Origin of the sequence: Paenibacillus glucanolyticus (assembly GCF_037333485.1) — a bacterium.
Lineage (GTDB): Bacteria > Bacillota > Bacilli > Paenibacillales > Paenibacillaceae > Paenibacillus_AQ > Paenibacillus_AQ glucanolyticus.
Window position 1 is genome coordinate 3,882,180 of the sequence record NZ_CP147845.1, and the last position, 25,877, is coordinate 3,908,056.

Below are 25,877 nucleotides of genomic sequence, written 5' to 3' on the forward strand. Positions count from 1 at the left end.
TGGCTTGAGAAGCTGCAAGAGGAACTGACGCCACTACGTGATGCGGTCCGGAACATCTGTCGGCGCTCGGTCAATCAAGTGCAGCTGATTGCCATTTAATCCTCAACTAAAAAGAAGGACCGTCACCAAGGCGACCGTCCTTCTTGATTCAAAAAGGCTTGCTGATCATCAAGTACAAGATGATTACCGGCAGTAGTGTTGCTGCCGTCCCGCCTACCGCCCAATACATCGACACTCTCTTGTATCTATCGGAAATAACTCCGCCGCCTATCGATTCCAGACTAAAGCGAATCATTCCTTTTTGCAGTGGTATCAAAATCCCTGCCCACAATATGCCTGTGATGCCGAACAGGATCAAAGAGACCGCCAGCCAGCTCATTCCACCCATTCCATATCCCGCCTGTACAGACATGACGACTCCAGAAATAATCAGCAGCAGCAAGCCTGGCAAGGTAAACACATAATCGGCTAGCATAACATTTTTGACCGTATGATGGATTTCCGTTGGATCCCCCTTCAGGTCTGCCCTCACTTTCCAGAAAGCTGCCGTGATAATATTGCCCAGGAACAGCACGCATCCGGCGATGTGAAGAAATAACCACAATGTCATAGGCCTTCCCTGCCTCCCTCTTTGTTCCCGGGCCGCAGAATGTCGGTTATAAAATCCGAATATTCCTTGGTACTGAATACATTTCCCTTCACTCCGATCAGTCCCCGCATCCGCAGCCCGAAGGATAACAGCTCGAACAGCTCGGCTGTCCGTTCAGCATCAATTGTATCGGTGATAACACCTGCCTCCTGGCCTGTTACAATCCACTGCTTGGAGGTGGCCGTGGCTTCCTTATAGAAGCCCGCAACGATGTCAGCTATCTCGGGCTGATCGCTTTTGCCGATAAGGTACATCAAGATGAGGTTGCTTACGTCATCCCGGCTTTCCAGGCTCGACATGCTGTTTATGATGGTATTCATCGGACCATCAAATTCCTTGATGTCCCCTTGCTTGTTCACTTCGCTCATGAAATGCTCGTTCTGTTCCGCAAGCCTGGCTTTCAATACATGGACAAACAGTTCGTCTTTACTGGATACATAATGAAAAATAGCTCCTTTGGACATGCCGGACCGTTTCATTATGTCATTAAGCGTCGTTTGGCTGCAGCCTTTCTCCCTTATCAGTTCTTCCGTGGATTCAAGCAATATCCGCTTGGTCTGCTCGCGCCGTTCTTCCTGCTTCATCTGGAATCCTCCTTCTTCTCGATGGGTTACCCCTGGGGCGGAAGCCATCCTGCTGCTAGAGCCGCAGCAAGGAACAGCATTTGCATAATCGTTCTCGCTCCGATTGGAGTGACCGGTTTGCCCCCAAGTGTCAGCTTCTTCTGGGCCGCATATATGTTGGCAGGAAATATAGCCAGGAGCATTAGTGCCAGCCCTGTTGACGCAGCCATCGCAGTTGCCGGGATGAGGAGCATAATCGCACCCGCAATCTCAAGAATACCTGTAAGACTGATCAGGATCTGGGCATTCGGTATTCTTGGCGGCATCATGGCAATCAGATCACCTCGAAGTCTGCCCCAATGCGCCGATGCGGCTACCAAAAACATGATGGCAACCGCAAACCGCAGGGAAATCACCCAATCATTCATGTAATCCCACCCTGCCCAGCCCAGCGTCCGAAACAATATAAGCGAAACCAGCATGGCTGCTAATGGTACCATCTCCTTCACCTCCAATTTGAATATTCTGTATTTTTATTATATATACCGACCATCGGTTTGTAAATATCTTATTTGTATCTTTAAGGGAGCAAGCTCACGGCTGTGATACAACCGGGCTGGCTCCCTTTTGCAAACACTATTCTCTTCCTACGCCCTGCCCTCTTCATAAATTCTGAACAGCAGGGTATACAGCACCGCACTGATCAGTGCTGCTGCCAGAATGATGGTGAAGATTCCCATAGGCGGCAGCCAAGCGGACAGGAATACCGTCACCGGTGCAAAAAACCTGCCGATCGTATACTGCAAACTGTCCGCCCCCATATACTGACCTCTTGCATGCTCGGGAGCATAACGACTGATAAAGCTCTGTGTCACCGGAGAACGAACCATTTCGCCAAACGTGAACACCGTCGTTACAAAGAACAGGAACCAAATATTCGTGTGTAAACCAAGGGCAAACGTACCGATTCCGGACAACAGTGAAGACAGGACAAATACGTTGCGCTCCTTCCAATGGTGGAACCATTTTGTGATCGGGATCAGAAACAGGACAAACAATAGTCCGCTATACCCCAGCAGCCAGCCTAATATTTCTGTGCTCGACAGCATAAGCGAATTTCCGTTCCAATGGATCAGTGCTTGGGAAGGTACATAATGGATGACATACACCGCTAGATACATATCCAATTGCATGATCGTCACAAGCGCAAAGATCCCCGCCAAAATATACAGCAGAAACACCTTATCCCTGAATATAATGCCATAGCCTCTCCATTGTTCCTTGAATGCATGTTGGATCGAGGCTGAACGTTCTGTGATTCTCGCTGACGCTGGCAATGTTTCATGAACAATGAAGTATATGGCGATGAAGTATGCCAGCAGAACGATGGAACAGGACCACAAGAGCTCTTGCCGATATTGGAAGAAAAAAACAGCCCCGAGTGCCGGACCCAGTACAGCGCCCACATTGTTGGCTGTCGTAAACATGGCGAATACTTGTCGCCGTTCTTGTGCCGGAACCAGATCCGCCACCATCGCCGTGCTGGCCGGTCTATAGATAGCTCCGCCGAATCCAATCGCTATAAAAGCCGCATAATCCATCCAATGTGAAGGCGATAGCGCAAACAGCGCAAACATGAGCGTTTGTAACGAAGCGCCAAGCAGCATGATGGGCCGTCGGCCTAACCGATCCGCCAAGGCACCCCCAAGCAGGTTGCCGATAATGCTGAATATCGGGGGGACCGTCATTAGAACACCCGCGATATGATTGCCCAGAGACTGACCAAAATAAACCGTTATGAAGGGAAAGTACATCCAATACAACATATTGAACAGCCCTTCGCCCAACAACCGGACCTTTAAATTGTTATCCCATAATCGTATGTGCACAAGACTCCCTCTTTCTATCCAAACAGCGCATGGTAAAAAGCTTCCGCGCTAACACGTCTCCCGGCCGGGTATTACAAACTATAGAGCATTTCCCTGCCAAAATATAGACTTATAATGAGGGCTGAGTTATACTAATAATATCAAAGCCGAGTATACAAGTATTTAATTTCGATGCCCCATAAAACGAACATTTGTTCCGCATATAATAAGACGCTCCGGTCGGAGCGTCTTTTTTAGTGCATTCATATATGCCATTATCATGCTGTTCCAGCTTGCCTGAAGGCTTAATCAGCCAGCATCTTCTCGTTATGCAAATAATCAAAAATCATCTGACAAACGGCGGATACACGTTCCCTGTCCTTATAAGTGAACCAAGCTAAGGCTTCAATCTCCGAAGCTGGGTTCAGCTCTCCTTCATAGTCCGCGGTGTAACAGGTCATCGTTACTTGAACGCCCTCTAATTTACCGTGAGCGGCCGCATGAAAGCTGTCGACGCGCGCTGCCGTCTTTCTGTTGATTCGAACAGACAGCTCCTCCTCGATTTCTCTCACCAGCGTATCGATATCGGATTCTCCCGGTTCGCGTTTCCCTCCAGGCAGATAATAGGTGTCCTTGCCTTTGGAACGAGCAGTTAATATCCTTCCATCTACGATATGAAGCCAGGCGATTTTATCAATCTCCGTATTCATCTGGATTCCTCCTCATCATTTCAACGCGTGTTTATGCCGCCTCTTGCTGCTCATGTTTCCCGCCCAGTTTAAAAACCAGGATGCCTCCGACAATAACGACAACACCGATCAGTTGGTTCTTCGTAAAGGGAACCTTCTCCAGGCCTAACCAGCCGAGGGAGTCCCATAACAAAGCAAAGCCGAGCTGTGAGGTCATGACGATCGAAATAGCGAACGTTGCTCCCAGCAGCCTTGTCGCCTGCACGAGACAGATCACCACACCGACACCGATCAAACCGCTGATCCAGTACCACGGCTCCATATTTTGAATATTAAACGTACCCTTACCCTCCACGATAAGACTCATGCTTAATGAAGCCACAAAGCCCATGCCTAACACCAAGGTGGTTGTGGACCATGATCCTGTTTTTTCATTGACTCTATTATTGAAGATATTTTGCAGACTGACCAGTGAACCTGCGATAAGTGCTAATATTAATCCTGCTATCATGCTCGATCTCCCTTGCTGAATGATTCATATTGTTGCGTGTTACTCTTCATAAATATTGCCGCCGGCTACAATTGTCAAAGCTTCTCGATTCTTAATCAGAATGAATCCCTTGCTGCGTTCAATCAGACCCTCTTGGCTAAATTTCAAAATCACGCGGTTTAAGTGCCGGTAACTGGTTCCGAGTAAATTCGCGATATCGGTGAGGTTGAATGCGGTTGGATCATCTGTCTTGAGCGTGTCCGAATCCTCCACCGAGACCGACAGCAAATAACTGGCCAACCGCACCTCTACCGGATGCAGCAAATTAAAGCTTAGGAAATTGGATTTAATATAAAATTTTCGTGTAATGATGCGCAATAAAAATTGCAGCAGCGGCGAATGCTCCTGTCCGTATTTTCGTAACCAGCGATAATGCACGCCAATCATGTACACGGGCGAGACGGCTTGAACCGTATTAATCATCGGATTCCCTTGGATATATTCAATATCTCCAATCACCTCAAGAGGTGTTTTGAAGGAAAGAACGAGGGCTTTGCCTTCCGCAGAGGTTGTGTATATTTTGATTTTCCCCTGGACAAGGATGTACAGCATTTCGGCAGGTTCTCCTTGCGTGCAGATGATATCCCCCTGATCGAAGCGATACAACACCAAATAAGGCATTAACTCCTCATGAAACACGGACTCCATCTCATGGTTCAGCAGAAAGTTTCGCAGAAGCTCTGCATTATGAATTTCCTTCACGTTTCTATCTCCCTCTCCAGCCTTCCAATCTTCGGCACCAGCCGCGCCTCATCATAATTTTATAATGACCACTCCAGCGATCATCATCCCGATGCCAATGAATTGTGGCAAACTCATCCTCTTCTTCACCACTCCGAACCAGCCGTTGCTATCGATCAGGAAAGTCAAAAATAGCTGCGCTATTAACAATGCAGATATCGTTAACGTAACACCGATATTCTGAATGGCCGTAACTTCACTGAATATAATGGGCGCTCCCAAGGCTCCTCCAATCAGATAAAGCGGCTTGACCTGTCCAAATCCTTGCTTGCTTCCGTCCCGGACGAACAGTAGAATAACCAAAGCCATCATGAATCCGGTCAACTGCGTTACCGTTGCGGCTTGCCAGGTGCCCATATCCTGACTGATCCGGGCATTCGCTACGCCTTGCAGTGTAATGCAAGCTCCGCCAATGAATGCAAATATAATTCCCCTCATGGTTCAAACTCCTTCATATATATAGGTCTGTATACTATTAAAAGTGAAATGGCTGAACTCAGGAAAGGACATATGTCCTGAAATGGTTTAAAACCTGCATGCTCTCCTATAAGAAATCACGAATTCCATTATATACTATCCGTCAACTTTGCATTTAACATACAAATAAGCTGCCCGCGTTTCTTGACAGCTTAAGTTTTATTCGTATAGCACGCCCCATTTACGCTCCCTCATATTAATCGTCTCGCATGGTATAAAACAGTTATAACCAAGTTTGCTTATATGGTGCGGCCATCATTATGTTTTACTATAAATATATAAATGTAAACCGCTTTACATATTGGAACGGGAAGGAGCTCCTGTAAGTGATGTTAGACAGACAAGACCATGCTCACAATGAACGCAACCGTATGAATCTGCAATCCGACTGCAGCAGCTGCTTTGGATTATGCTGCGTCGCGCTGCCCTTCGCGGCCTCGGTTGACTTTGCCATGAATAAAGATGGCGGGACGCCTTGTCACCATCTGCAATCCGACTTTCGCTGCGGCGTTCACGGCAGCTTGAGGCAGCGCGGCATGCGAGGCTGCACCGTATTTGATTGCTTCGGAGCGGGACAGATGGTTTCGCAGGTTACCTATAACGGCCGTGATTGGAGGCAAGCTCCGGAAACGGCACAGGAAATGTTCAATGTATTCCCGGTCATGCGACAGCTTCATGAACTGTTATGGTACCTGAACGAAGCCATGACATTGCAGCCAGCGCAGGAGATACATTCCAACTTAAGAGAGGCACTGGACGAGACCAAGCGGTTCACTCTGCTTCCACCCGAATCCCTGTTACGGCTGGATATCGCAGCACACCGGTCCGAGATGAACCGGCTGCTCCTTCAAACAAGTGAACTCGTACGGGAGAATGCGCGCCGTTTACACAGAGATAATCCTGTCCGCCGGAAGATCGGCAGCCGTGGAGCCGATCTCATCGGAGCTAAACTGAAAGGAGCCGACCTGAGATACGCGAACTTGAGAGGCGCATATCTGATCGCCGCGGATCTCAGTGGAGCTGATTTGAGAGCCGCTGATCTGATCGGTGCGGATCTCAGGGATGCCGATCTAAGGGGAGCTGACCTGACGGACAGCATTTTCCTTACCCAGTCCCAGCTTAATGCAGCGAAGGGCGACGCCAATACCAAACTGCCACCCTCCCTGTCACATCCGATACATTGGGTGGATTAAGCCTAATGAGGGACGGTATATCATATGAAATGGGTCACGAACGCTTGGAAGAGCGGCGGTAGCATTTTGCCCCATCTTGGTGACCGTAATTGCCATCATTTCACCGTCAACTACTTTGAATGGTTTGCAGGCCAATTCCACGAATCCTTCAATGAAACGATGCGGTTAAACACAAGCTTGTGCTCTGTTGAATACTTGGAATCCACGCAGAAATAGCCGTGTCGGATGAATTGGTACGTGTTGTGCGCAGTCGCTTCCGCCATCAAAGGCTCCAATACAGCGGCTTCGACTTTAATGAGCGATTCCGGGTTGATCAAGTCTTCCCAGACGTTACCCGATTCGGATAACTCGGCTGATTCCTTCAGCAGCTTATCATACAGATGAAGTTCCGCTGTGATCCCATGCCTGGCCGAGACCCAATGCAGCGTCGATTTCACCTTTCTTGCATTAAATCCGCTGCCGCTCTTGGTTTCGGGATCATACGTACAGTGGATCTCCTGGATTTCCCCTGTTGATTCGTCCTTCACGATATGCTCGCATTTGATAAAATAAGCGCCCTTTAAGCGCACTTCCTTGCCGGGCGACAACCGGTGAAATCCGGGAGTCGGCTCCTCCATGAAATCCTCCCTCTCGATAAACAGCTCCCGTGAAAAAGGAACCTCCCGGACCCCTTTCGATGCATCACCTTCATGATTCGGAACAATAAGCATCTCGCTCCAATCTTCCGGAACGTTGGTAATGATAACCTTCAGCGGTTTGATGACAGCCATCACGTTGTGGCAGCGTTCCTTCAAATCTTGACGGATGTAATGGTCAAGCATGGCCGAATCCACCATGCTGTTGCTGCGAAACACGCCGAGCTCACCCAGAAATTTCCGAATCCCTTCCGGTGTCACTCCCCGCCGCCGGAGCCCTTTAAGCGTGGGCAGTCTGGGGTCGTCCCAACCATCCACGAAACCACCTTCAACCAGCTCCCTCAGATACCGCTTGCTTGTCACGAAGCCGGAGATGTTCAATCGTCCGAACTCCCTTTGCTTGGGCGGCTCCTTGATTTCAAGCTCGGTTACCACCCACTCATACAGCGGTCGATGATCTTTAAACTCGGCTGAGCACAGCGAATGTGTGATTCCTTCAATGGAGTCCTGAATCGGATGGGCAAAGTCATACATCGGATAGATGCACCATGCGCTTCCGGTTCGATAATGCTCGGCATGAAGGATACGATACAGCACAGGGTCTCTTAAATTCATGTTGGGCGAAGCCATGTCGATTTTGGCCCGGAGTACTTTTGCTGATACAGCGAATACCCCCGCCTTCATTTGCTCAAATAATGATACATTTTCTTCAACGCTGCGCTCACGGAATGGACTGTTCTTGCCTGCTTCCGTCAGTGTTCCCCGGTACTCCGTCATTCCCTCGGGCGTAAGATCACAGACGTAGGCCTTCCCCTTGCGGATTAGTTTCTTGGCCGCTTCTGCGATTTGCTCGGAATAATCCGAGCCATAATAAACCTCCGGCGTATACCCCAGCCACGCGCTATCCTCCTGGATCGCTTGTACGTATTTCACATCCTCCTTCAGAGGATTCGTATCGTCAAACCGAAGGTTGAATGTTCCATGAAATTGGCTTGCTATGGAATGGTTGATGTGTATGGCATAAGCGCTGCCAATGTGCAGGTAGCCGTTAGGCTCAGGCGGAAAGCGGGTGGCCACGGGTCTGTGGTACACTCCCTTTTCAATATCTCCCTTAACCATTCTTGTCAAAAAATTCACCGTTTCTTCTCCCAAACTCTTATCATGAATCATGCTGAGCTCCTCCTTCGAATTCATCCCGAATAACTTCCTGAAAAAATAAAAAAATCCCGTCTCCAAGACATTAGTCTTGGGGACGAGATTGGTTTCGCGGTGCCACCCCTGTTTACCGATATATCACGATATCAGCCTTATCGGGTACGGCTATCACAAAACAAGCTTATACCCTAGCTCTGTAACAGGAGCTCCTGTCGCACCATCCCTTATCCATAAGTTCCGATGCGCCGCTCAGAGGCTTGGTTCAATAAACGGCTTCCTGCCCCTTTTCAGCTTACCGGAGCTCTCTGTAGGGAATCCTGTTTCATCTACTCTTCTCTTCATGGCGTTTATAATTTGATCCATAGTATCATCTATAAATAAAAAAGTAAACCGTAAGCGTCACTTAAAATCGCAAAAAATCTTATGAAAATCCCTCCGTTAAACGGTCCAGGAATCAGATTGGCAGCAATTTAACGGTAGCCAACTTGCCGCTGACCTGAATGCCGGTCTCCTTCTTGCCGACCTCGGCCAGATCATGGACCAGACGCTCAAGCAGCTTGCGGGCTGCTTCTCCCTCCTTGCCTTGAATGCGGATGACCGGCTGCACGGCTTTATCCGCTGCAAGCAGCTTATGCATTTGTGACAGCTTGGTATCGTAGTCGTGCTCCTCGATATGTACAGACAAGCGGAATTCCTTCACTTTAATTGGACCGGATGTTTCATTATGGCCTTTCTTTTCCTTCGCAGCCACCTGCTTAGCCTGCCCCCGGCTCACCAGCTTACATGGTGGCGGGCTGCTAAACAAAGAGGTACACACCAGATCGGCTTTGTGGCTCTTGGCCAGTGCGAGCGCCTCTTCCCTTGTGACGATGCCCAGACTCTCGCCGTTTAACCCGGTAAGTTCAACCTCTCGTGCCTTTATCTTTTCATTCATAATCAACATAAACAAGTCCTCCCATCATACGTGTCTCTCCCATTTCTTCTCTTGATAGAATAACATATTCCCTTATCTGCATGGATTGTTTTAATAATGACAATAGTTGTCACTATTATGGGTTATAGTTGAACTACAAACAACAAGCAATGGGATAGGTTCCATTGCCCTAAGGAGGATATGATATGCAGTCCGCTCAGGATATTCAATCAACCAAACGCAAGTATTTTCAATCAGGCAATTTGAAACTCTCCTACCTCGATTATGGTGGCGAGAGTCTTAATGTTCTCCTTATGCTGCATGGGCATATGAATGATGCCGAAACCTTCACGAAATTGGCCGCAAAGTTTACGGATTGGCGGGTGATCGGGCTTGACCAACGCGGTCACGGCTGGAGTGAGCATTCCCCGGATAAAAATTATTCAAGAGAGAGTTATGTGGAGGATATCCACACCTTGATTACATCCGAGTTAAAGGGACAACAGGTAACATTGCTCGGACATTCTTTAGGAGGTATCAACGCATACCAGTTTGCCGCCCGGTATCCGCAGTACGTTAAAGCCGTTATCGTAGAAGACATCGGGGCTGAGATTGACGTCGACATGTCCTTTATCGGGAACCTGCCGGAACGATCAGATACACTAGACGACCTTAAAGAGGCTCTTCTGCGTATTGGCCTAAGAAATGTCGATTACTTTGCTGAAAGCGTATTTGAAGATGAGAGAGGCTGGGGCTTCCGTTCGGATCTTCAGGGAATTCCGGTTTCTGCACAGCATACGAAAGGCGACTGGTGGAAGGATTGGTTGGCCTCCACTTGCCCGATCCTGCTTATTCACGGCAAACAAAGCTTCGCCTTGGACGAAGCCCATGCCAAGTTGATGGCAACTCGGAGGCCTCATACTTCTCTCGTTGTTTTTGAACAATGCGGCCACGATATCCATTCTACCGATTTGGAAGGATATACCAAGGCAGTGAAGGAGTTCCTAGACACGCTAACATAAAAAATCCAAACAGATAGCAGGCAGCATAACGAGAAGAATGTTGAAATTTTTTTATGTAGGATAGACTTTCAAGATAACATTCTCCCTGAAACTACGTAAGCGTGGTGATAAGAGTATGCAGCTGCTTGGCAGAATACTCATCTTTATTCCTCTATTCTTGATTTTTTATTTATTAGGTAGGTTTGTGATATTTGATATCATAGATTTTGGGATTAATCTCTCGGAATCTAAGACCTTAACTCGACGAAATTACACCCTTTTGTCGAGTTAAGGTGTTTTTTTCATTTCTCGAGGTTCTGCTTTAACGGGACAAAATAAGTTTGGTAAACCTCTCCTTCCTTGATTTCCAGGCAGTTCAGCTGTTTGCCGTACACGCATGCCCCATCAATGCCAATCTTGTCTCCGTCCTCACTGAACCAAACCTTCTCGGATGCATGCAGGTTGATGGCCGGCGTATGCCCGAATACAACGGTTTTGGGAAGACGGGTCGGATAATTATAGAACTTGTCGCGAATCCATATGAAATCATCCTGCACCTGCTGCTTCCAATCCTCCACAGCCGGATTAATCCCGGCATGCACAAAGATGTGGGTGTCTGTCTCATAATATAGCCGGAGTGTATTGAGGAATGCGAGATGATGTTCATAATGCTTCTTAATATAGGCTTTACCCTCGTTATACTTGTCCCGCTCCATTTCACCTTCAAAGAAATCAGCGCCGCAGTAACTCTCAATTGTATGTCGCGCACCGTTGCGAATCCAGCGCGAATTCACTTCCTCAGTATCCAGCAGAATAGCATCCAGCATCATCTGATCATGGTTCCCGCGAAGGGTGATGACTCCGCAATCTTGCAGTGCCATTACCTGTTCCACAACTTCCTTGCTTCGCAGTCCCCGGTCCACATAATCACCAAGCAGGATGAGTCGATCTTCATCCGGATCAAAACAAACGTCTAACAATAACTGATTAAACTCATCATAACAGCCATGAATGTCACTAATAGCTAAGACCCGAATCGTGATCCCCTCCACTTCTTAGGAAATGATTTAACCCCAAACACCCATAAATTGTACATTCTAATTAGGTATTCTAGCATAATCTTATCATTCGCGAAGAACACTTCTATACGGCCTGCCGTGGATCTCACATAAAAAGAGGCGCTCCATCAAGTCCTATTGACCCGCTGGGAACGCCTCTTTTAGCTTGCAGTCATCTCTACTTTATTTTTCGATACAGCTTTTCCCTGTCATCCATCGCTTCATAACAGTGGGTGTAGGGATTAAACAGAATGGATTCCTTATCCCCAAGAACCAGAAAGCCCAGTTTAGCCAGACTCTCATAAAAAAGCTGATGTGCCCTGTGCTGCAGCTCTCTATTGAAATAGATGAGCACATTGCGGCACAGAATGACATTGAACTCATTAAACGACTGGTCCGTCACCAAATTATGTCTGGCGAACACGATATTTTTCATCAATGAAGAATGAAAGATAACCGATTCATGCTGCGCTGTATAATAATCCGCAAAATCCCGCGTTCCGCCGGATCGGATGTAATTCTGCGTGTATGCCTTCATGTTACGCAAGGGAAAGATGCCTTTTTGCGCCGATTCCAGCGCATCGTCATCAATATCCGTTGCGTAGATACGCGCTTTGTCATACAGGCCTTCCTCTTGGAGAACAATCGCCATGGAGAGCACCTCCTCGCCCGTAGAGCACCCCGCATGCCAGATTCGGATATGCGGGTATGTCCGCAGGTACGGTACCACCTTTTGTCGAAAGGTCAAATACATGGAAGGATCCCGAAACATCTCCGTGACATTCACCATGAAGTAATTCACAAGCTGCTGCATACTGTCCGGTTGATAAAGCACTCTGGGAATGAGAGAGGCAATCGATTCCTCACCCATTCGCTGCATGCCATGTCGAATCCTGCGCCGGATGTAATCATACGCATAATTCCGAAAGTCATAACCGTACATCCGATAGATAGCCTGCAGCAGCAGCTCTACCTCAATCTTCTCGCGTTCGGCATATTCATCGTTGACCGATGGATTCATCATCTCATCCTGGTTGAGAATAATCTTCTGCCTCCTCTATGTGTAAAGCCATACCTTCAGCAAGGACAGCAGCTTCTCGACATCAATCGGTTTGGTGATGTAATCGGAAGCACCCGCATCAATGCAGCGCTGACGGTCTTCCTTCATGGCCTTCGCTGTCAGGGCGATAATCGGCAGCTTGTCGAATTGCGGGATCTCTCGAATCGCCTTCATCGTCTCATAACCGTCCATTTCCGGCATCATGATATCCATCAGCACCAGATCAAAATTGTGATCCTTCTGGAGCATCTCAAGCGCTTCCCGCCCGTTTTCTGTGAAGACCACGTTCAGTTTATAGGATTCCAGCACACTGACCAGCGAGAAAATATTACGGATATCGTCCTCCACCAGCAGAATCCGTTTTCCTTCGAACGCATCTTCATTGTTATACAGCTTACGCAATAGATTGCGTCGATCTTCCGGTAAATTGGCCTCTACCCGGTGCAGGAACAACGCCGTCTCGTCAAACAGCCGTTCCTGCGATTTCACGTTCTTAATGATGATGCTCTCCGCATATTTCTTCAGTTCGATTTCTTCCTTCATATCCAGTTCTTTACCCGTATAAATAATAATCGGCAGCTGCTGAAGATGCTTGGTCTGCCGAATGCGGTCCAGCAGCTCGAAGCCCGTAATGTCAGCCAGCCCCAAATCCAGTACCATGCAGTCAAAATGCTCCCGCCCCAGCTCGCGCAGTGCTTCCGCCCCCGTGGAAACGGCCGTTATGATGACATCATCATGGCCAATCAGCTCTACCATGCTGCTGCGCAGAATAACATCGTCTTCAACAATCAGCAGCCGCTTGAGATCACGATCGACAAAGGTTTCGATATGAGCCAAAGCTCCCTCAATCTGATTCTTGTTGGCCGGTTTCTTCAGGTAGGCCATTGCCCCCATGCTTAAGCCCTGCTGCGGCTCATCAACCACGGAAATGACATGCACCGGAATATGGCGCAAATCCGGCTGCTGCTTCAGCCGCTCGAGTATGGTCCAGCCATCGATGACAGGCAGCTGAATATCAAGCATAATGGCATCCGGTTTATAGGCATGCGCAAGCGCCAAGCCCCGGTCCCCTTTCAGCGCAACAATCCCTTTAAATTTATGTGCGCGAACGATATCCAGCAGTATTTTCGCAAAATGGATATCATCCTCAATGATTAATAAGATCCGGTCGCCAGGCTTAATATGTTCCCGGTCATCCTCCATTTCGGAGACGGTCAACAGATCGGGATCGGATAATTCAATATCCGTTGCCAGAACCTCTTCCGAAGACGAAGAAGATGAGGATACGCCCGGGATAACGGCTTCATGGGCAGCGGCGGCTTCCTGAATACCTGATGCCTCTGGTAGAACCGGGGTTTCCGGCACATATAGCGTGAAGGTGCTGCCTGTGCCTTCCTGGCTTTTAAAATCAATGTATCCGCCAATCAATCCGGCCAGCTCGCGGCTGATTGTAAGCCCAAGTCCCGTGCCGCCGTATTTGCGGCTAGTGGATCCATCCGCCTGCTGGAACGCCTGGAAGATGACATCTTTTTTATCCATCGATATGCCGATGCCCGTATCGGTCACGGAGAATGCAGTCCATCCCCCTTGACTCATTTCACTGAAAGGCTGTTGATGATTCGTACGGATTACCTGCAATGTTACAGAGCCCTGGTTGGTAAATTTGAAAGCATTGGATAACAAGTTTTTCAGAATCTGCTGCACGCGCTGTACATCGGTATGTAACGAATGAGGCAGACCCTGCTCCATCTCGATATGGAACTCAATGCCTTTTTTCGCCGCAAGCGGCTCGAAGCTGCGCTGCAGGGTTTCCTTAATCTCTTCGAGAATAACAGGCTCCAACTCAACCTTCATCTGTCCCGCCTCTACCTTCGACAGGTCGAGAATATCATCAATCAGATGCAGCAGATCATTGCCCGAAGAGTGAATCGTTCGCGCGAAATCCACCTGCTTCTCATTCAGGTTCCCTTCCTTGTTCCCCATCAGAATTTCGGACAAGATCAATAAACTGTTCAGCGGCGTCCTGAGCTCATGGGACATATTCGCCAAGAACTCCGATTTATATTTCGATGCAGACTGCAGGTCGGAAGCCTGTTTCTCCAGCATGAAGTTCTGCTTCTCAATCTCGTCTTTGATTTCTTCAATCTTGCGCATATGCGCTTCCACTTGCTCCGTACGATTGCTCAGCTCCATATTGTTCTTCTCCAGCTCTTCTTGCTGAAGCTGCAGCCGTTCTTCGGATTGTTTCAAGGCCTCGTTGGACGCCTTCATCTCATCTTGCTGTGACAGCAGCTCATCCGATTGTGCCTTTAGCTCTTCCGTTTGCACCTGAAGTTCCTCGGACATCGCCTGAGACTCCTCCAGCAGACGCTTGACTTCCATCTGGGCAAGAACATTATTCATCGCAATGCCCAGCGTACTCCGTGCCTGATCTACCAGCTTCAATTGTATTGGAGTAAAGGCTTCTAGCGAAGCAAGTTCAATAACCCCTTCAAGCTCTCCTTCATATTCAACAGGAAAAATGAGAATGCTGCGCGGGGCAGATTGCCCGAGACCGGTCGTTATTTTCACATGATCATCAGGAATTGCTTCCATAACGATGGTTCTTTTCTCAACGGCGCATTGACCGACCATACCCTCACCCATATTGAATATCGAGGCGCCTATATCGGTGCCTGAAGCAGCGAATGAAGCCGTCTTATGAAGCTTGTCACCCTTCCGCAGGTAAAAAACACCATAGGAGGCGCTGACCAGATGTGCCATTTTGGTAATGAAGGCCTCGGCAAGCGGGTTGATATGGCTGATGCCTTGATACGAGATAGCTACATCCCCGATACTGGTCTGGAGCCAGCTTTGTCTCTCGTGATTTTCGAGCAGCCGGTTGGTGGCTTCACCCAAATCCCTGACCTCATCCTTGGTTCGAACCACAATACGCTTGGAGCGTAAATTGCCTTCGGAAGACGCAATGTCCGAAATCGCATGGACCACTTCCCGGATCGTGTTCACGATAGACTTCGAAATCACCACGCCAACTGTAATGGAGAGAACAATGACCAATGCCAGAACAATATAAAGCACGTTTTTGAAGTCCGCGTTTTTTTGATCGAGCTCATCTACGCGCTTCTGTGTCAGACTTTTCTCCGTGCTGCGGAAATCTGCCAGCTGTGACCGCATTTGATCAACGATTTTTTTACCCGGGTCCTCCATGAAGAATTGAAGGACTCCTTCGTTGTCATTCGCTTTTTTCATAGCAACAACGGACTCTCCAGCGGTATCAATCCATTCTTCGATGTTGGCCTTGATCTCCTCCAAACGATTCTGCTGATCGGGATTATCGGCTATTAACTCATGGAGATTGGAAAAATCCTTCTGCCAATTGGCCTGTCCGTCTGTATAGGGTATTAAGTATCGGTCATCCCCGGTAAGGGCAAAACCTCTCTGTCCTGTCTCCATATCGAGCACATGTTTTTCAATCTGATTCGTCAAATTGTGAACTTCAATATCATGCTCCACGATAAAATCAATCTCTTTCTCAAGAGATGAAATTCGATCGCTGAGAACAAAGATGGAAGCTCCCAGAAAAATAACGATGATCAAATAACCAAGCACAATCTTTGATCCTATGGTAAGCCTCATATTATGTAACACGTTTTTCACTTCCCTTTCCCCGGCATCCATCCTTTTTTGAGGAACCAAACCATAAAGAAGAATACGCCGAACCCTTTCATCGAAAAAAGGACTTGGCGTAATTACGGATACTTCTGGCACATGTCGTACTCGAAGCTTGATATGATAATGTCTCTATCACTCACGTTTAAGTTTACGATAGTTTCAATGATGATGTCTAGATTTACATAGGGTCTTTTATATATAACTATATTTGGCCATCGCATCTCCCCACGGAGCATAACCGGCTTCCTGGAACCCCATTTGGGTGTATATCGTTTTGGCCCGCTCATTCTCGGGTTTATAACATAACATCACATGGTCTGTTCGGTCCGAAGCCTTTCGAATCTCATCAAGAACGAGCCGAATCGCAGGTTTGGCATAATGCTGCCCTTGAAACCTGCCGTCGATCATAAACCGGTATATCCAGTAGTTATCATCGCAAGAATGAGGACCGTACATGACAAAACCAATCATCTCGTCATCATGATAGATCGCCCTGGTTTCGAATCCTTCCATAAATTGTGCCTCGGCTATCGAGTATAGATTAGGTGCAATCCATTTCTCTTGTTCCGGCTTGGGTTTGAGACGGATGCAATCCTCCCAATTATCTTTATCTATGACATGAAGTGTTATCAAGTGCAAGACCCCTTCAATATGGTTTATGCCTCTATCCTAATCCAATGCGAGCTATTTTTCACGGTATTAAATATGTAAATCCAAATAGAGCGCTTCAAAACAAGATAATTAATAATTATAAGCGTTTGTTCCATATTCCGAACATGCTGCGACGGATAAACTAAAGTTAACTTTATTTAAATGGAGGCGTTTATCTATGCGGCAATTCAAAAACCATACCCAATCGAAAGGACTACAAAACATGAAACGAATGAGGGTTATACTATATGCAGAAAATATTGAATATTGGGGTTCTGGCCCATGTTGACGCCGGTAAAACCACACTAACAGAGCAAATTCTCTACCGATCCGGTATCATTGAGCGGGCTGGCTCGGTCGATCAGGGCAATACAACCACCGATTCCCTCGAAATTGAGCGAAGACGGGGAATTACGATTAAATCCGCGGCGGTATCGTTCACGCTGGGTGATCTTAAAGTCAATCTCATCGATACGCCGGGGCATGCGGATTTCATCTCGGAGGTCGAGCATTCCTTAAGTGTTCTGGATGGCGTCATTCTGGTTATTTCCGCCGTTGAAGGTGTACAGGCCCAAACCCGGGTGCTCATGCAAACACTGAAAGAACAAGGTATCCCTACCCTACTGTTCATGAACAAAATCGACCGAATGGGTGCGAACTACAACCGAGTTCGTACCATGCTGCGGAATCTGCTGGATGAACATATTTGTGAAATGAGCCGTGTTGATAATGAAGGCAGCACATCCGTTCACGTGGACATGGCAGATCCCCATAACTCAGGTTGGCTGGAGATCATGGCGCTGCTTAACGACGAGCTGCTGCAAGATTACGCTCATGATGTTCCTGTATCCAGCGAACGGCTGAAGGAAGAATTGCGCAAGCAAACCCGGCAGGGTAAAGCTTATCCCCTGTTTGCAGGCTCCGCCGCCAAAGGAGTTGGCATGGAGCCGCTGCTAGCGGCACTGAACGACTTTTTCCCGGTTAACGACCCGTCTGAGCTGAATCATGAACCGCTATCCGGCTTGGTGTTCAAAGTGATTAAACAGCCGAGCGGGGAACGGAATGTCTATTTTCGGCTGTTCGCCGGGAAAGTCCAGGCCCGTGATGAAATCTCGGTTACGTCACAGGACGGACAAACCACGATGCTTAAAGTGAAGCAGCTGCATGCTCTGCAGCATGGAAAATCCGCTCCGGCCGGTCATATTGATGCAGGGGATATCGGCATCCTGATCGGTAGCGAACTAAGGGTCGGCGATGTTATCGGAGCCGTGTCTGACAAGATGAAGATTGTTCACTTTCAGAAGCCACCCATTCAGGTCCATGTCTCAACGAAACAACCCGAAGACGAACATAAACTGCACAATGCACTAAGCGATCTGACCGTTGAGGATCCATTTCTGCAGTACGTTCAGGATACAAACACAAAGGAAAACATCATCCATGTGTTCGGCAAAGTCCAGCAAGAGATTCTGGTAGAGACGCTTCAGCGATACGGCATCGAAGCTGTTTTTTCAGCTCCCCGGGTCATTTGCATCGAGAAACCCTGCGGTGTCGGAGAAGCTGTTGAATATATAGGGGAGTGCCCATTCTATGCAACCGTCGGCTTGCGGGTTGAACCGGGAGAACCGGGATCCGGTCTGCAGTATCGCTTGGACGTTGAGCTGGGCTCCCTTCCTCTATCCTTCCAGAAAGCGATTAAGGATACCGTCATTGGGGTGCTTCAGGAAGGGCTGTACGCATGGTCCGTAACGGATATCATCGTGACGCTGACGCATACCGGTTACGCAAGTCCCGTATCCACAGCCAAGGATTTTCGCAGCTTAACCCCGCTTGTCCTTATGGAAGCGCTGAACCAAGCCGGGACGGAGGTATACGAGCCCATGAATGATATCCAATTCATCCTGCCGGAAAGCAGCTTAAGCAAAGTTTTATCCAGGTTAGCTGCACTTGAAGGAACCTACCAGGAACCTGAATTCCGTAACAACGTCGTTCATCTTCATGGCACGATTCCTGTGCGTACTTCCGACGAGCTGAAATCAGAAGTCCATTCCCTGACAAGCGGTGAAGGCATGCTCTCCGTTAGACCAGGCGGCTACGTGAAGGTGCAGACCACCATCCCTGAGAATAAACGGCGACAAGTAAATCCGCTGAATCGCGGTGAATATATGCTTCACTTGAATAAGATCCTGTAATGAAGAGAAGCAGGCACATTACACCACAGAAGAAAATTCCCTCCGCCCAAGCGAAGGGAATTTCTTCTGTCTAACACCATATCTAATAAGCGAAAAGATAAGTTCGAGCACGCTACACTTACGAAAGGCGGCGAACAACCCAATCATTATTCATATAATCTGAATATTATACTATGAAGAAGTAAGATGATTCTTAATCATGATATATCAGGAGGCTAGACGCTATGCCTGCAATAATAGGGGTTCTTTCCGTTATACTGATGTTGCGCGTCGTTAAACGCAGATCCCGGAGGAATAATCGCTAAGCCACCTTTCCCTCCCATACCCATAAGAAAACCGCCAGTTCTTCTACTGGCGGTTTATTGTTTATGTTTATGTGTATGTGTATGTGTATGAAGAACTTCATGGACCGGTACTTACCCTGTACAAATTCAGCCACCTTCTTGTTCAGATTCATTTATAAGCACGATTTCGCCATATTTGTCATCCACAATGAATTATTTCTGAATCTATTGATATTCTGGTCCGTAAATACCTCCTCACAATAATTATATGCGGCACATGAAATAGAAGCATGCCTATGCCTATTCTCGTTCTCTTTTCGCGGAGGTTGTGGGTCTAAGCTGGTTTCAAGTGTAAGTAAGATCAATAGTCCGATAATCCACCAGTTCATGTTAAGGTAACCGCCATTCTCTCTTTTTCGCACGAATACCAACCTTTCATCCCTGCAGCTTATGCTGGGTTATTTCTTCGATCTAGTAGACCTTGATCCTCATCCATAGTGGTTCATCCCCCTATCATATCCGTTCAATAACGATAACCTCCAGCAAGCCAAGTTGTTTGTTAAGCTGTTATACTTAATTAACGCTTCAAGCCCCATCGTAGTCTCGCTCTATCTTTCTTAGTCTGGTGCAACTCTTTTTGCCCCTTGTCACTTATTAAGAGAGAGGAAAAAACGTTGCTCTAGACCCACCCATAATCAGCTTGGTAATATAGTCAGGTACTATTCAGGGGCGTGCGGAAGGAGTCGGCTAGATGTGGAGCAACAACGTTTCAATGATTTAAAATTAGGTGAAAAAGGTGCCATTATCAGTATCATTGCTTATATATGTTTATCTGCAATCAAACTGTTCATAGGCTATACCGCGAACTCCGAGGCCCTGCGGGCGGACGGATTAAATAACGCCACGGACATCGTGGCCTCCATTGCAGTCTTGATCGGACTTCGATTGTCACAAAAACCGGCTGACCGGGATCACCCCTACGGACACTGGAAAGCGGAGACGGTGGCGTCCTTAATCGCTTCCTTTATTATGATGGCTGTAGGTATCCAAGTATTGTACGGGGCCATATCTTCCGTATTTGAAGGAAATCATGAGTCCCCTGATCTCATATCCGCGTGGACCGGTATCTTCTGTGCTATTGTGATGTTTATGGTTTATCGCTATAACAAACGACTCGCAACGAAAATAAACAGTCAAGCCGTTATGGCAGCCGCCAAGGATAACCTCTCGGATGCCTGGGTCAGCATCGGTACGGTTGTCGGTATTGTTGGCGCTCAATTTCATGTGCCATGGCTTGATCCGCTAACTGCCGTCCTGGTCGGCTTTCTGATATGCAAAACCGCATGGGATATCTTCCGCGATGCCTCTCACCATTTAACCGATGGATTCGATGAGAACATCATTAAGAGTTACAGAGAAACGGTGAAGCAGGTTTATGGAGTAAAGGGAGTCAAAGACATTCGTGCAAGAAATTATGGCAGCAACACAGTTGTCGATATCGTTATTCTCGTAAAATCAAATCTGGATATCCGGGTTGCTCACGATATCTCGGATCAAGTGGAGCATGAGTTAAAAGAAACGCACGGTGTTTATGATGTTCATGTTCATATCGAACCGAATTAAGCTTCCAACAGACGACAAAACAAGGTCCGGCCGTATCTACACTGGCCGGACCTTGTTTTGTCTATTTTGCGTCTTCGAGCGATTTTTCAAGATCAAGCTTAAATTGCTCCAGCGTCTCATAACGAATGATGGTAACTCCCTCCTCGATTAGGAGTTTCTCCAGACCCGATTCCAGGCATAGAACCGCTTCGTGAAGCGGAGCGAAATTGCCGGGATCCAGCACTGACACCAAATCCGGCAGCCCTTTGCTGAGATAAACCTGTTGATAGTTCAGACTTGAATCTAATGAGGTCGGCCAATACCCATGTTCAGCGTAATAAATAAAACGGGCGATCTCATCTTGGGCACCAATCGACCAGAAGTAGGCGATTGGATAATTCCCAGTTTCACAGGCCGTCTTGAGTTTATCCAAAATCCCCTTCAACTCTTCATAAAATCCCTTCATTCGGTCCGGATAAGAGGGCTGCCCCGTTAGCCCAGCTTTCTCCTCGATCAATAACGAAAGCATACTCTCGACGAGATGTTCGCATGCATCGCGAATGCTCTCTGCCGAATCTGCACACATGATGTAATCCATCTGTTCTTCCAAACGGGCGGGTTTTAGCGCAAAATTCATGATCTGGCTTTGGTTCTTGCCCCAGCCGCTCTTGAGATAGGTTCTATTGAGAAGTGCCAGACTCGAAAGCACCTGGATTAGTACATCATGAGCTTCATTGCGGTAGTATGTGATGTTTCCCTCGTATGGCGCCTTCCCGAGCTTATACAAATGAAGATACACGGCACGTAACTGTTCTTCGGCTTTATTAATAAACGACTGCTGGCTCGGAGGCATATCGATAATCGTTTGCTGCAGCTTCTTAAAGCGTGACAGATCCTCATCGCTCCGCGAATACAGCAGAATCGAGTCCGCGATGATGGAGGTGTTCGTTTCCTGATAGGTTGCCATGCGTTCGGCACGTTCCCAGCTGATCGGCCAGAAATCGAAGCTGATATCTTGCATAACAAACTGTATACTTGCACGATAACCTTTTGGCGTGGCCGGTATGAAGAAAAAATCCAGATCCGATCGCTTGGTAGCCGTGCCCTGTGAGTATGATCCGTAATAGGCAACAATTGCGATATCCTGTGGATAATTATTTTTGATATGATCCACCAACGTTTCAGCGACGTCCATTATATGTAACACCAGGATTCCCCCCTTTCAAATTCGAATGGCTTGCTCTATGATAACAGAACGGATTCGAACATCTTAAGGGAAACTTCAAGTATAGTTTAATTTTACACTCCGTAATAAAAAGCCAATGAGCAAAATGAGCAGACATGTAAAAAAGAGTGATGCATATTAGTCGAGCCTAATGTGCATCACTCTTTTATGAACGCCTTAGCAAGGAGGATAAACCTCCTCCAACAGCGTGATCCTAGCGCACTTTAGTAGTCTTCCACGTCGAATTTCCTATCTTTATAATAATACGGTCGGTCCTCTTCCGTAATCGTTCTTAAGACTCTGCACGGATTCCCGACAGCGATCACGTTGTCCGGCAGGTCTTTGGTAACCACGCTGCCTGATCCGATGACTACGTTATGACCGATGGTTACACCCGGATTAACGACCACGTTAGCACCTATCCAGACGCTGTCGCCTATGGTAATGGGGATCCCATACTCATATCCTGAGTTTCTAGAATCCGGATGAATCGGATGTCCAGCCGTGATGATGGATACATTGGGGCCAAACATGACGTTATCCCCAATCGTCACCCTGCCTACATCCAGGATCGTACAATTGAAGTTGGACATAAAGTTATTCCCAACCTCAATATTTTTGCCATAGTCACAATGAAAAGGCGGTAAAATATTAAGATTTGATCCGGCTTTTCCCAGAATGCTTCTCATAATCTCATCTATTCTCTCCTTCTCCTCGGGAGGACATAGATTATATTCGCGGATCTTCTTCTTGTTCGCTAATTGTTCTTCAGCAAGTCCATCCATCCATGCTTTATACGGAAGACCAGCCAGCATTCTCTCTTTATGGTTCATCATTTCTTCTATAATCTCCTTTATGTAAATGATGTTGGTCCATGCTATTGTACCAAATAAGCCGCTTGCGCTTAAATCCGCTGGATAAAGCGGTCTCCTCAACACGGTTATCCAGTATCAGCTTCCTATGGTGGTGTCATGACCAATGAAGAAGGTCCGGCCATATTTCTATTTGCCGGACCTTTCATCGTCTATTCTGCATTTTCGATCGACTTTAGCGCCGTGTCGAAGACTTAGCCTCGCAGGGTTATCTGCTGCTCATGCTTCTCCGAATAAGCTTCTGTAGATTAAGAGGCCTATATGTATCGATATGTTAATACTATGTTATCTGTAGCTTTACACTTCTCATGCCATTTCGACATTCACGATGTCTCATCAACTTCAAGGCCGAAAGCCTGAGTGGTTTGTCGGCAGTTAGTCAGTGCAGATGTCTCTGTTGTCTTTAATTACAGGCAATAAATAATCGAGAATTTCAGAAAATCTGTCAAATAAGTTTTCGTTAAATGCTACACCCCAGCATACTTCCCCAGCTTTTTGAAATGAGGTCATTTTCATCATTTTGTAAAGGAGGCTCGAGGATATTCAATTAGCTTTACTCCGACTTTCCTCATACCAGATGGTGAAATTGGCCTGCAGTGCGAATATCGTGTTATCCGAAATCCTCGTCTTCATTGAGACACCCTAAATATGTCTTTCATTATTGTTTGTCTAACTTTTTCACTTGATTGCTCTAACATTTGTACCAACTGACTTGCATAATAAGATACATAAGAAGAATCTATTTTAGATTCTTCATCAAAAAAATTTCCAGGGTATTCGGATCGGCTAATATCTTCTTCTCGAACTGCACCAAAATATTCAAATACATATTGAAATCCGGCATTCTCAATTAGTTCATCAACTACTTGTTCTATTCTTTCACGGCTTATATTATCTACAATGACTACTGGAGAAGATCCGCACCAATATGCCCCGTTTAAACAATGTCCATTTTGCAAATAATCTTTTCTAATTGATTCAATACATTTGATGGTATAAAAATTTGAAATCCATTTTGTTGAATCAGGGAATGTGACGACTACATCCACCTGAGCATCTTCTACATCATCTGCCCATCCTTCTGCACCTATATGAATATGCCTTCTTTTTTCAAACATAATTTCCACTCCTTGTCTTTTAACCCTCATACATATCAATCTTTTTTTGAAGGTATCACATAACGTTCTTACATTCAATTCGAGAGGCTTAAAAGAGCGATCAGTGACTGGGTGCGCAGCACATAGCCTCGCAGGATTGTCTGACGATTCACTTCTTCGAATCACCTCTTGCAGACCAAGGAGCCGTTAGGGGACGCTGCGTGAATACTATGTTAGGCGGAGTTCAATTGGAATATCACAAAATTTGTTCGATCTCGGCCGGCCGCGATGCGGTTGGGTGAATGGATGTGTCCCAGCGATCACTTCTCCGATTTTTCTTCCGGGACCGAGGCAGTTTGACTGCCTATGAGTGAACACATTGTTATACGAAGATCACTACTTCCTTGTATTACTCGCAATTCCATTGTTCTATAATTGTTTCGATTTCTAGCAAATCTCTTACTAGTCCATCATATTCAAATTGATCTGTATAATAAGTATCCTCCTTCCAGATCCCCTTCATACCAGCATTCTTACTCGCAGTGACATCATTAATTGGATGATCACCTACATATACACATTCCTCAGGTAATACTTTCATCAAATCAGCTGCTCTAAGAAATATGGCTGGGTCAGGTTTTCTAAGGCCCTCTACCTCAGAGATCAATATCACCTCAAAGTACTTCTGTATTCCTAAAGCGTGGATATTACTAGATTGAAAATCACTGAATCCATTAGTGATCATCCCAAGCTTGTAATCTTGTTCTTTGAGCTTTTCAAGTATTTCAAAGGTATTTGGAAATGGTCTAGCATACTTACAAAATCCATTTTTATAATCAGCTAATAACTCATTCCAATCAAGTTGCAGATCAAATTCCTTTATTAATTCCTGGTAGACTCTATCCTTCCAAACATATCCCCGATTATCCAGTTCAATAAAGCGATTAATGTAGCTCTCCTTATCTATATTCTTAGCCTTCTTTATGATCCGTTCATATTGATCGACAATGAATTCATATAGTGAACTGTTACGGTTTAATATAGTACCATCAAGATCAAAGATAATTGATCGAATCATATGTTTTTCCGCCTTTCAATGCGTTTCAGTGATGTTCGCCTAACGTTCCTGTATTCATGACGTCCCACCGACTCAAAGCGACGAATGTCGCCGGGCTCGATGTGCGCTTAGTCGGTGCGGATGTGTCCGGTGATTGCGCTTCCCTGCAACTGAAATGCCTCACGGAATCACTTCTAACTTCATGCCGGACCGAGGCAGCTTTTCTGCCGAAGCGTGAATATACTGTTATACGATGCCTTGTCTTCTAGAACTGCCACCAAATCTGCTCTTCACCTTTATTTCTTTGCCCTTTATATATTATATCTCCATCTTTTTCTGACTTTATATCAAAATTAATTTGATAGCTTTTTCTAAACAGGTTTAAATCTGTAATTCCTCTTTCTATTTCATCAAAGAAATCAAAGACTAATTCTTTTGCTTGTTCATTAGTTACTCGAACTCGTTGCAGTAGTAGTAACTAGCTCTTTACTATTCATGGTCTTTTCCGCTTTAACTAATGAATCTACTAATTGATTAAAATCGATTTCATTATTATTGTTACAGCCAACTGTAATAAGAGAAAATAAAATTATTGATACTATTAAATATCTCATTTAATCTCCTTCTCTTAATGATTTTACAAGGATTTCACATAACGTTTATGTATTCCCGA

At 46.5% G+C, this 25,877-nt stretch carries 22 protein-coding genes and 1 other annotated feature; of the genes, 4 read left to right on the forward strand and 18 right to left on the reverse strand.

Annotated features, from left to right (window positions below; genetic code table 11):
* Nucleotides 1–148: 148 nt before the first annotated feature.
* The 8 genes from WDY75_RS18175 to WDY75_RS18210 all read right to left on the reverse strand — a co-directional run bounded on the left by WDY75_RS18175 (nt 149) and on the right by WDY75_RS18210 (nt 5,498).
* On the reverse strand, nt 149–610 hold the full coding sequence (locus tag WDY75_RS18175; RefSeq protein WP_063479342.1) for a DUF2269 family protein: 462 nt from the start codon (nt 608–610) through the stop codon (nt 149–151).
* Nucleotides 607–1,233: a TetR/AcrR family transcriptional regulator gene (locus tag WDY75_RS18180; RefSeq protein WP_006209902.1), complete on the reverse strand. Its 627-nt coding sequence runs from the start codon at nt 1,231–1,233 to the stop codon at nt 607–609. Before WDY75_RS18180 ends, WDY75_RS18175 begins: the two co-directional genes overlap by 4 nt.
* 26 nt (nt 1,234–1,259) lie before the next feature.
* Entirely contained in the window at nt 1,260–1,712 is a 453-nt protein-coding gene (locus WDY75_RS18185; RefSeq protein WP_063479341.1) for a hypothetical protein, read from the reverse strand.
* A gap of 147 nt (nt 1,713–1,859) precedes the next feature.
* Nucleotides 1,860–3,101, reverse strand: coding sequence for an MDR family MFS transporter (locus tag WDY75_RS18190; protein ID WP_063479340.1), 1,242 nt, complete (start codon nt 3,099–3,101; stop codon nt 1,860–1,862).
* 284 nt (nt 3,102–3,385) lie between these two features.
* Nucleotides 3,386–3,790 (reverse strand): NUDIX hydrolase, encoded by a 405-nt coding sequence (locus WDY75_RS18195; protein WP_036638322.1) that lies wholly within the window; start codon nt 3,788–3,790, stop codon nt 3,386–3,388.
* 31 nt (nt 3,791–3,821) lie between these two features.
* Nucleotides 3,822–4,280 carry a DMT family transporter gene (locus tag WDY75_RS18200; protein WP_063479339.1) on the reverse strand — a complete coding sequence of 153 codons (459 nt, stop codon included), beginning with the start codon at nt 4,278–4,280 and terminating at the stop codon, nt 3,822–3,824.
* Nucleotides 4,281–4,319: 39 nt separating this feature from the next.
* The gene (locus WDY75_RS18205; RefSeq protein WP_063479338.1) at nt 4,320–5,021 is read right to left on the reverse strand and encodes a Crp/Fnr family transcriptional regulator; all 702 of its coding nucleotides are present in this window, start codon (nt 5,019–5,021) and stop codon (nt 4,320–4,322) included.
* Between the two features lie 51 nt (nt 5,022–5,072).
* On the reverse strand, nt 5,073–5,498 hold the full coding sequence (locus WDY75_RS18210; protein ID WP_006209895.1) for a DMT family transporter: 426 nt from the start codon (nt 5,496–5,498) through the stop codon (nt 5,073–5,075).
* A gap of 368 nt (nt 5,499–5,866) precedes the next feature.
* Here WDY75_RS18210 and WDY75_RS18215 point away from each other — a divergent pair, with 368 nt between their 5' ends.
* Nucleotides 5,867–6,730, forward strand: coding sequence for a pentapeptide repeat-containing protein (locus tag WDY75_RS18215; protein ID WP_063479337.1), 864 nt, complete (start codon nt 5,867–5,869; stop codon nt 6,728–6,730).
* A gap of 110 nt (nt 6,731–6,840) precedes the next feature.
* Here WDY75_RS18215 and WDY75_RS18220 read toward each other — a convergent pair whose 3' ends face one another.
* Both WDY75_RS18220 and infC read right to left on the reverse strand, forming a co-directional pair.
* Nucleotides 6,841–8,535, reverse strand: coding sequence for a glutamine--tRNA ligase/YqeY domain fusion protein (locus WDY75_RS18220; protein WP_063479805.1), 1,695 nt, complete (start codon nt 8,533–8,535; stop codon nt 6,841–6,843).
* Between the two features lie 75 nt (nt 8,536–8,610).
* Nucleotides 8,611–8,871, reverse strand: a binding site (T-box leader).
* A gap of 103 nt (nt 8,872–8,974) precedes the next feature.
* Entirely contained in the window at nt 8,975–9,463 is a 489-nt protein-coding gene (gene infC, locus WDY75_RS18225; RefSeq protein ID WP_063479336.1) for a translation initiation factor IF-3, read from the reverse strand.
* A 176-nt stretch (nt 9,464–9,639) separates the two neighbouring features.
* Between infC and WDY75_RS18230 the strand changes: the two genes are divergently transcribed.
* Complete coding sequence (locus WDY75_RS18230) at nt 9,640–10,455, forward strand: alpha/beta fold hydrolase (protein ID WP_063479335.1); 816 nt, start codon at nt 9,640–9,642, stop codon at nt 10,453–10,455.
* Between the two features lie 281 nt (nt 10,456–10,736).
* Here WDY75_RS18230 and WDY75_RS18235 read toward each other — a convergent pair whose 3' ends face one another.
* From WDY75_RS18235 to WDY75_RS18250, 4 genes are all read right to left on the reverse strand, one after another.
* Nucleotides 10,737–11,414, reverse strand: coding sequence for a metallophosphoesterase family protein (locus WDY75_RS18235; RefSeq protein WP_231888055.1), 678 nt, complete (start codon nt 11,412–11,414; stop codon nt 10,737–10,739).
* Between the two features lie 256 nt (nt 11,415–11,670).
* Nucleotides 11,671–12,513, reverse strand: coding sequence for a CheR family methyltransferase (locus tag WDY75_RS18240; RefSeq protein ID WP_387800899.1), 843 nt, complete (start codon nt 12,511–12,513; stop codon nt 11,671–11,673).
* Between the two features lie 36 nt (nt 12,514–12,549).
* Nucleotides 12,550–16,200: a response regulator gene (locus tag WDY75_RS18245; protein ID WP_338840359.1), complete on the reverse strand. Its 3,651-nt coding sequence runs from the start codon at nt 16,198–16,200 to the stop codon at nt 12,550–12,552.
* 216 nt (nt 16,201–16,416) lie between these two features.
* Nucleotides 16,417–16,857, reverse strand: coding sequence for a GNAT family N-acetyltransferase (locus WDY75_RS18250; RefSeq protein WP_063479333.1), 441 nt, complete (start codon nt 16,855–16,857; stop codon nt 16,417–16,419).
* Between the two features lie 266 nt (nt 16,858–17,123).
* Between WDY75_RS18250 and WDY75_RS18255 the strand changes: the two genes are divergently transcribed.
* Together WDY75_RS18255 and WDY75_RS18260 are read left to right on the forward strand one after the other, a co-directional pair.
* The gene (locus WDY75_RS18255) at nt 17,124–19,067 is read left to right on the forward strand and encodes an elongation factor G (RefSeq protein ID WP_063479332.1); all 1,944 of its coding nucleotides are present in this window, start codon (nt 17,124–17,126) and stop codon (nt 19,065–19,067) included.
* 1,037 nt (nt 19,068–20,104) lie between these two features.
* A complete protein-coding gene (locus tag WDY75_RS18260) occupies nt 20,105–20,974 on the forward strand; it encodes a cation diffusion facilitator family transporter (protein WP_063479331.1) in 870 nt (289 codons plus the stop codon).
* Between the two features lie 61 nt (nt 20,975–21,035).
* On the opposite strand, the gene WDY75_RS18265 is transcribed toward WDY75_RS18260, so the two are convergent.
* The 4 genes from WDY75_RS18265 to WDY75_RS18280 all read right to left on the reverse strand — a co-directional run bounded on the left by WDY75_RS18265 (nt 21,036) and on the right by WDY75_RS18280 (nt 25,225).
* A complete protein-coding gene (locus tag WDY75_RS18265; RefSeq protein WP_231888054.1) occupies nt 21,036–22,160 on the reverse strand; it encodes a nucleotidyltransferase domain-containing protein in 1,125 nt (374 codons plus the stop codon).
* A 242-nt stretch (nt 22,161–22,402) separates the two neighbouring features.
* Nucleotides 22,403–23,011 (reverse strand): sugar O-acetyltransferase, encoded by a 609-nt coding sequence (locus WDY75_RS18270; protein WP_063479801.1) that lies wholly within the window; start codon nt 23,009–23,011, stop codon nt 22,403–22,405.
* A gap of 668 nt (nt 23,012–23,679) precedes the next feature.
* Nucleotides 23,680–24,168, reverse strand: coding sequence for a hypothetical protein (locus WDY75_RS18275; protein WP_063479330.1), 489 nt, complete (start codon nt 24,166–24,168; stop codon nt 23,680–23,682).
* Between the two features lie 388 nt (nt 24,169–24,556).
* The gene (locus WDY75_RS18280; RefSeq protein ID WP_063479329.1) at nt 24,557–25,225 is read right to left on the reverse strand and encodes an HAD family hydrolase; all 669 of its coding nucleotides are present in this window, start codon (nt 25,223–25,225) and stop codon (nt 24,557–24,559) included.
* Between the last annotated feature and the right edge of the window lie 652 nt (nt 25,226–25,877).